Origin of the sequence: Plesiocystis pacifica SIR-1, assembly GCF_000170895.1 — a bacterium.
Taxonomy (GTDB): domain Bacteria; phylum Myxococcota_A; class Polyangia; order Nannocystales; family Nannocystaceae; genus Plesiocystis; species Plesiocystis pacifica.
In genome coordinates, this window is the sequence record NZ_ABCS01000119.1 from 22,105 (window position 1) to 28,742 (window position 6,638).

The 6,638-nt window shown below is 67.7% G+C and carries 5 protein-coding genes, 1 tRNA gene and 1 pseudogene; 4 read left to right on the top strand and 3 right to left on the bottom strand.

Translation table 11 applies throughout. The annotated features are described in order from the left end of the window. Positions 1-51 precede the first annotated feature (51 nt). The gene (locus tag PPSIR1_RS35825) at positions 52-1,107 is read left to right on the top strand and encodes an MBL fold metallo-hydrolase (RefSeq protein ID WP_006976161.1); all 1,056 of its coding nucleotides are present in this window, start codon (positions 52-54) and stop codon (positions 1,105-1,107) included. Positions 1,108-1,531: 424 nt separating this feature from the next. On the opposite strand, the gene PPSIR1_RS35830 is transcribed toward PPSIR1_RS35825, so the two are convergent. After that, positions 1,532-1,605 (bottom strand) — tRNA-His (locus PPSIR1_RS35830). Between the two features lie 160 nt (positions 1,606-1,765). On the opposite strand from PPSIR1_RS35830, the gene PPSIR1_RS35835 reads away from it, so the two are divergent. Then, the gene (locus tag PPSIR1_RS35835) at positions 1,766-2,362 is read left to right on the top strand and encodes an acyltransferase (RefSeq protein ID WP_045117428.1); all 597 of its coding nucleotides are present in this window, start codon (positions 1,766-1,768) and stop codon (positions 2,360-2,362) included. Here PPSIR1_RS35835 and PPSIR1_RS35840 read toward each other — a convergent pair. Then, positions 2,356-3,453, bottom strand: a complete 1,098-nt coding sequence (locus tag PPSIR1_RS35840; RefSeq protein WP_006976163.1) for a DUF1295 domain-containing protein — start codon at positions 3,451-3,453, stop codon at positions 2,356-2,358. The genes PPSIR1_RS35835 and PPSIR1_RS35840 overlap by 7 nt on opposite strands. 161 nt (positions 3,454-3,614) lie before the next feature. Between PPSIR1_RS35840 and PPSIR1_RS35845 the strand changes: the two genes are divergently transcribed. Beyond that, the gene (locus tag PPSIR1_RS35845; protein ID WP_006976164.1) at positions 3,615-5,030 is read left to right on the top strand and encodes an OmpA family protein; all 1,416 of its coding nucleotides are present in this window, start codon (positions 3,615-3,617) and stop codon (positions 5,028-5,030) included. Positions 5,031-5,412: 382 nt separating this feature from the next. Then, positions 5,413-5,883, top strand: coding sequence for a FixH family protein (locus PPSIR1_RS35850; RefSeq protein WP_006976165.1), 471 nt, complete (start codon positions 5,413-5,415; stop codon positions 5,881-5,883). A gap of 65 nt (positions 5,884-5,948) precedes the next feature. On the opposite strand, the pseudogene PPSIR1_RS35855 reads toward PPSIR1_RS35850, so the two are convergent. Continuing rightward, positions 5,949-6,638: pseudogene (locus tag PPSIR1_RS35855) on the bottom strand (deoxyribodipyrimidine photolyase); the annotation flags it as partial.

Below are 6,638 nucleotides of genomic sequence, written 5' to 3' on the forward strand. Positions count from 1 at the left end.
TCCAGCCCAAACCGCGTTCGCGTCGGGGCCTCGCCGTGGCACCTGAGCCCATTGGACAGGTCCCTGGCCATCGACTACGAGCGCCTCGCCTCCATGGACACCAAGATCAAGAAAACCCGCAAGCGCCTGCTGCTCCGCGTCGCCGCCGGGCTCTCAGCGGCCGCCCTCGTCCTCGCCGTGGTCGGGGTCTGGCAGCGCCACAACCTCCTCGCCCACGTCCTCCGCCTCCGCCCCGAGCTCGCCCCGCAGGCACCAGCGGAGGAGGGCGTCGAGTGGTTCGACGACTACTACACCGTCGAGGAGCTGGCCCCGGGACTCTACGCGATCGGCGAGCCGCGCTACCACCAGCTCAACTACAACTACCTCATCGTCGGCGAGCGCGAGGCCCTGCTGTTCGACGCCGGCCCGGGCGTTCGCGACATCCGCCCTGTGGTCCGCTCGCTCACCTCCTTGCCCTACACCGCGGTCTTCTCCCACCTCCACTACGACCACGTCGCCCACGGGCAGTTCGAGCGCCTGGCAATGGTCGATCTCCCCCACCTGCGCGCGCGGGCCGGTGAGGCGGGCGCCCTCCCTCTCCTGGCCAAGGAGCACCTCGGGCACGTCGAAGGCATCGAGGCACCGGTCCTCCAGGTGACCCGCTGGCTCGCGCCCGACGAGACCATCGAGCTCGGGGGCCGGCGCGTCCGCGTGCTCTACACCCCGGGACACACGACCGACTCGATCTCCCTCTACGACGAAGACGCCCGCATCCTGCTGTCCGGCGACTGGTTCACCGAGTACCTCGGGATCTTCCTGTCCAACGGCAGCAACCGGGAGATGCGAGCGTCGATCCAGCTTGCCCTCGCCACCGTCTCGCCCGAGGTCACCATCTACCCCGCGCACAAGTACGAGCCCGGCACCCGCGCCCCCCGCCCCCTCGGCTACACCGACCTCGAGGCCGCGCTCGCAGGCATGGACGCCGTGATCGAGGGGCAGCTACGGCCGTCCTCGCGCCTGTACCCGACGCGCTTCGACCTCAGCGATCGCGTCGTGCTCTACGCGGACATCCCCATGCTCCAGCGCAACGTCGTGAGCTACCCAGAGCTGCTCCCGCCCGACCCCTGAGCCACGGTCCGCTGACTTCCGAAGAGCGCGAGGAGCTTCGCCGACTACGCCGAGAACCTGCAACTCCAGCAGGAGCGCGAACTTCCTACCCTGAGCTCGCCTGGTCACCGCAACACCACGCTCCCCGAACCTGGGTTATCGAAGGCAAACCTCCCCCACGGCGATGGTGGACTTCCACGACGTCGACGAGTACGAGCGGATCGCAGAGGCAGCGAAGCGACAAGGAGCTCGCCGGACACAGCGATCTCGAGACGACTCAGCGCGACATGGACTTGTCCCCCCGCAGCCCTGGAGCGTTCGATCGCGCTCCTCGAAATCCGGGGACACTGTGTCTGGGCGACACGAACTCCGCTGATTTTGGAGAAATCGTGGAGACGCATAAAGACTGAAGCCGAAACCTCAACGATTTCGGCCTCTTAGATAGGGCGGATTATGGGATTCGAACCCACGACCTCCTGGACCACAACCAGGCGCTCTAACCGACTGAGCTAAACCCGCCGTAGGGGTTGCGGGATGTAGCACGGAGCCCGACGACCCGCTAGATGCGGCGGAGAGTGCGCTGGTGAGTTGACTCGCGGGTCTGGGGGAGCTTGACGGAGGCGGGAGCGGGCCCGAGCCTCGGGCGGTGGCGGACGAGCCAGACTACCGGGCGCAGCACATGCTGCGCATGGCCTGGATGCCGTGGCTGTACTTTGGGTTGTCCCCGAAGCTCGAGGCATGGGCGGAGCCGTGGCAGGCGCAGATCCAGGCTCAGCTGAGGGCGGTGGAGAAGGTGGTGATCGGTCCGGGTTGCTTCGTCGCGCCGTCGGCGAAGATCTTCGCCGAGCCGCATCGGGAGATCCACCTGGGCGAGCGCGTGGCGATCGGCGCGGAGTGTTTTCTCCACGGGCCGTTAAATCTAGCGCGGGAGGTCAGCGTGAACCCGCGAGTGGTGATGGACGGAGGCCGGGCGGGGATCACGGTGGGGGAGGGGACGCGCATCGCGACGGGGGCGAAGCTGTTCGCCTTCGACCACGGGATGGATCCAGCGGCGGCGGTCCGCGAGCAGCCGGTGCGCTCGAGGGGGATCCGCGTGGGCGCGGACGTGTGGATCGGCGCGGGGGCGGGGGTCACCGATGGGGTGACGATCGGGGATCACGCGGTCGTCGGCATGGGCGCGGTGGTGACCCGCGACGTGCCGGACTGGGCGATCGTCGGGGGCGTGCCAGCGCGGGTCATCGGGGATCGGCGCGAGGCCGACCAACATGGTCAGTAGAGAAAGGGCACGATGCGGTAGGGCACGCGCTCGCGGTATTGCGTCCACAGCTCGCCATACTTCTCGGCGCAGCGGCGGTCGTCGTCGCGCTCGCGGGGGACGAGCAGGGCCACGTAGTAGAGCGGGTAGAGCCACGGCCAGGGGTTGCCGAGGTGGCCGAGGGCGAGGGCGAGGCCGGTCGCCATGAGGATCTCGCCGAGGTAGTTGACGTGGCGGGACACGCCCCAAAAGCCGCTGCACAGCAGCTCGCGCTCGCCGTCGGTGACGACCTCGGGGCGGAAGATGCCGAGGAAGGCCCGCTCGGGGTCGCGCTTGAAGGTGTACTTTTGCATGTTGGCCCCGCGCGCGAGGGACCAGCCGGTGAAGAAGGTGAGGGCGGCGGCGATGGCCAGCCAGCGGCCGTGGCCGCCCTCGCCGTAGGGGTTGGGCAGGTCGGCGACGGCCCACAGGCCAACCGCGTAGAAGAACGGATAGAAGGTCAGGCAGCCCCAGCCCAGCTTCATGCCCACGCGCTCGGCGAACAGGTCGTAGGTGTAGAGGTGGACCTCCTCGAAGGTCAGGTAGTCGCAGATGAACCAGGTCAGCAAGACCGTGTACAGGGCCACGCCGGGGGAGGGGTCCTCGGGGTAAGCCATGTAGTGGTGGGCGGCGAAGCTGAGCACGTTCAGCTCGAGCATGACGGCGCCGATGAGGTAGAGCAGCATCTTCGCGTCGACGTGGCCGCCGAGCCACTGGGGGTTCTCGACGCGGCCGAGGAAGAAGTCGGCGACGAAGGATTTGCCGGTCGAGGGGGCGGGCAGGACCATCCACGCCGAGAAGCCCATGCCGATGATGAAGGCGCCGAGCAGGGCGCCCCAGCGGTGGTGGTAGAGCCAGTCGAAGGGCAGCCAGTTCATCCACCCGATCACGATCCACGCGAACACCGCGACGAACAGCACGCTCAGGCCGTTGAGGCGGTAGCGCAGCGGGGCGCCGGTCTCGGGGTGGCGGACGTAGCCGTCCACGCTGCGCGCGGGGGACAGCACGTGCAGCGCGAGGATGGCCGCGTAGATCACGAAGGGAGCCGCGACGCCCGGGAGATCGAAGTGCATGGGCGGGACTCTACCGCGGCTTGGAGGTTCCGAAGCTCGACCCGAGCGGGTTGGTTGACCGGGCCGCGGGGGTCTCCGCTACAATCCCGACTCGCCGGGCGCCCTCGTCCCGTGGACGCCCACGCCCCCCACTTCAGAACCCGATCAGGACTGACGATCCGATGGCCCTCTCCTCCCTCGCCGCCCCCTTCCTCGCCCTGTTCATGATGCTCGGCGGGTTCAACTGGCAATACTCTGGACAGACCGACGACAAGGGCACGGCCTGGGTCGAGCTGAGCGCCGACGAGCCCCTGTCGGGCGTCAAGGTCAAGATCCGCGGCGACGACGGCTCGGAGGTCGACAAGACCGTCAACATCAAGCCGGGCAAGCCCACGCGCATCACCTGGAAGCAAAAAAAGGGCGGGGCGGTCTCCTACGAGATCGAGATCGAGGCCAACGAGGCCTTCACCTCCGGCGCCTTCGATGTCGTCAAGCCGGTGACCGGCGGCGACCGCAAGCCCTTCACCTTGCTCAGCGACCGCGTCGACATCGTCGACCGCCAGAAGATCCGCTACGAGACGCCCTTCACCATCACCAACCGCGAGCTGCAGGTCTACAACACCGACGGCGACCTGGTGACGGAGGAGCTGGTCGCCGACGAGGTCGTCGAGGCCGGCGGCGAGTTCGAGATGAGCTGGAACACCTCCGACGAGGTGTTCATGGTCAAGGTCACCGGCGGGGACGACAGCGGCTACTCCTACACCGACACCCGCGTGCCCTGGGCCGTCGACATCCCGCACACCGAGGTCAACTTCGACTCGGGCAAGTCCGAGATCAAAAAGGACGAGGAGTGGAAGGTCGCCGAGGCCTTCGCGGTCCTCGTCCACGAGCTGGCCAAGCTCGACAAGGCCAACGAGGCGGTCAACGGCAACCTCTCGGCGCAGCTTTACATCGTCGGCTACACCGACACCGTCGGCAAGGCGAGCGACAACAAGAAGCTGTCGGAGGCCCGCGCCAAGTCCATCGCCAAGTACTTCTACGATCGCGGGGCGTGGTGCGAGATCCACTACGCGGGCATGGGCGAGAAGGGCCTGGCGGTCGAGACCGGCGACAGCGTCGACGAGGTCCGCAACCGCCGGGCGCTCTACATCCTCGGCGTGCAAAAGCCCGCCGGCGGCGGCCAGGTGCCCTCGCAGGGCTCGTGGAAGAAGCTGTCCGACGTCCGCCCGCGCATGCTCAACAAGCTCCCCGAGCTGCCCGAGTCCTACGTCAAATACAAGGAAGAGCAGCAGCGCAAGCGCGAGGAGAAGTATGGGGGCGGAGACGGTGGCGGCGGCTCGGACTTCGGCGATGACCTCCCCGAGGGCGGTGGCTCGTCGGGCGGAAGCGGCGGGTCGTCGTCGGGCGGTGGGTCGTCGAGCTCGTCGTCGGGTGGCGGATCGGGCGACGGTCCGCCGGCCGTGGGCGGCGACGGGCCGGGGGCGACCAGCAAGGGCTGCTCGGTGACGGGTGAGCTGCCCGAGCCAGCGAGTGGCTTCCTGGGCCTGCTGGGTCTCCTGGGCCTGGCTGGCCTTCGGCAGCGCCGCAAGTCGGCCTGAGTCTTTCGCCGGAGCTGGCGGCGTTGCGTACCTGGTTGGATCCGCGTGGCTAGCGCTGCTCTGGGCTCGCCACGTGTCGCGCGTCCGACTTGGTAGCTTTGAATCTATTGTGGGCTAGCTCGGCCGTTGAACGAAGAGCTAGATCCAGAACGCGTGTTAGGCGCCGACTGTTGGAGAGTGCTTGGCCCTGCGCGCCAACGCGCTCTTTTGTACTTTTGACCGCTCGAAACGGCGTTCAATCGGCGATTCGCACCATGTCCTACATGTAGTCAAATTTCTTGCATTTTTGTGTTGACGTGAGGAGGGTCGCTCCCCATAACTACATGTGTGCCCACGAGGCACACCCCCCGACGAAGACCTCCTCGCCCGCACAGGAACCGCCATGACCCGCATCACCGCTGCTCTGTTCGCCCTCGCTCTCGCCGCCCCCCTCGCCGCCTGCACCGAGGCCGAGGACACCGACTTCCGCGACGTCTCCGAGTTCGTCGATGGCATGGGCGTCGCCAGTGACTCGGGCGCGTTCCGCGTGGTCCTGTCGAGCACCGACGGGGACCTGGGCGTCGGTCAGAACGACCTCATCGTCCGCGTCGGCATGCACGACCCCACCGACCCCGACGCCGAGGGTCGCGGCATCCCCGGTGCCGACATCGACATCGACGCCTGGATGCCCGGCGCCGAGGTGAGCATGCAGAGCGAGCTCGCGGTCGAGTACCTCGGCGATGGTGCCTACGCCGTCGACAACGTCGTGCTCACCGACGAGGGCGTGTGGAACTTCGACATGGTCATCACCAAGGGCAGCATGGTCGAGACCGTCACCCTGGCCTTCGACATCGACGAGCTCGACTACCGCTGAGCCACGGCTTCGAGAGTTTCACACGGGGACGACGACCGCCTGCGAAAGCAGGTGGTCGTTCGCGTTTAAAAGAGCTCGGGCGAGGCGCCCCAGCGCGCGAGGTACTGGCTCATCTTCAGCTTGCGCCGGGTGTTGTCGGAGCTCATGTAGCGGATCTTGCCGAAGATCGGCCGCTCGGGCCCCCAGGCGCGATCGAAGCGGCCGCACACCCAAAAGATGCCGCTGTAGGAGTTGGGGTCGCGGCCGTCGAGGGCGTACTTGTCGTTGAGGTGGATCATCCGCTCGATCGCCTGCTCGGCGTCGGCGCTCCACTCGAGGATCTTCTTGCCCCACAGCATGCGCAGGTAGTTGTGCATGCGGCCCTCGTGGACGAGCTGACGCTGGGCGGCGTTCCAGATCTCGTCGTGGGTCTGGGCGCCGTCGAGCTGGGCGAGGGTGTAGGGCGAGGGGCGGTCGTCTTCGCGGTGGTCCTCGAGGGTGGTCCGCGCCCACTCGGGGAGGGAGCCGTAGCGCAGGTAGGCGTCGGGGTGGTGCCAGCAAAACACCTGACCGAGCTCGCGCCAGATCACCAGCTCGTCGAGGAAGCCCTCGGCGGACTCGCTCAACCCCCACCAGCCCCTTCGGCTGCCGCGCAGCGCCTTGGCTTCGCCGAGCAGGGCTGGCGACCAGTCCTCCGCGCGCAGCACCGCGTGCAAGACCTGGTGGGCCCCGACCTGGCCAAAGTGCAGCCACGGCGAGAGCCCGCTCGAGGCGTC

Coding starts and splice junctions, on each gene's coding strand:
- PPSIR1_RS35845 (WP_006976164.1), top strand. CDS start 3,615: ATGGCCCTCTCCTCCCTCGCCGCCCCCTTCCTCGCCCTGTTCATGATG.
- PPSIR1_RS35840 (WP_006976163.1), bottom strand. CDS start 3,453: ATGCACTTCGATCTCCCGGGCGTCGCGGCTCCCTTCGTGATCTACGCG.
- PPSIR1_RS35835 (WP_045117428.1), top strand. CDS start 1,766: ATGCTGCGCATGGCCTGGATGCCGTGGCTGTACTTTGGGTTGTCCCCG.
- PPSIR1_RS35850 (WP_006976165.1), top strand. CDS start 5,413: ATGACCCGCATCACCGCTGCTCTGTTCGCCCTCGCTCTCGCCGCCCCC.